This window comes from Psychrobacter sp. JCM 18901 (genome assembly GCF_000586435.1).
GTDB lineage: Bacteria > Pseudomonadota > Gammaproteobacteria > Pseudomonadales > Moraxellaceae > Psychrobacter.
The window spans coordinates 1-503 of sequence record NZ_BAWH01000058.1 but is presented as its reverse complement, the minus strand read 5'-3'; the positions used below and the strand labels follow the sequence as shown (position 1 = coordinate 503).

The window sequence follows — 503 nt, the reverse complement described above, 5'->3', positions numbered from 1 at the left end:
AAGGTAATGCCAATCTTACCGTCATCATCCACGCCCGTTTGCGCCACAGTGATGTTACTGTCACCAATAAAGTCAACTTTGCCATTCGGGCCGATGTTTACTTTATCGGCACCAGAGCCGCTCACATTCCAACCTGCATTTGCAGCAGTGTTGGCTGAGGCAATGGCGTCGTTGATATTGTTCTCACCGGTACCGCCAACATTGCTCATGGTGAAGTCGTTGTTTTCATATTTGGCATTACCGCCTAATACGTTAGTCGCTAGCTATCGCCAGCTGCTTGGATCTGTCCGCCATTAACGGCGTCTTGACTGCCCGTTGCAATAAGACCGTTATCAACGTTGACAATCTTGTTGCCACCATTATCAAGCCCTGCATTGGTCAAGCTGACATTAGTGATGCCAGCAGGAGCCCCTGCTGCTTTGGTGATGGTGATGCCATTATCATTAACGGTTGTGGCACCAGTCGTTACGCTGCCACTAGCTCCTAGATCTAGGTTTTTGTTT

General features: G+C 48.9%; 2 protein-coding genes. Both read right to left on the bottom strand.

Annotated elements, in window-relative coordinates; all coding sequences use genetic code 11:
• Positions 1-209: hypothetical protein (locus tag TT11_RS16575; RefSeq protein ID WP_261871203.1), on the bottom strand; the 209-nt coding region annotated here is incomplete at its 3' end.
• A gap of 50 nt (positions 210-259) precedes the next feature.
• The coding region (locus TT11_RS16570; protein ID WP_261871202.1) for a hypothetical protein at positions 260-503 on the bottom strand (244 nt) is incomplete at its 5' end.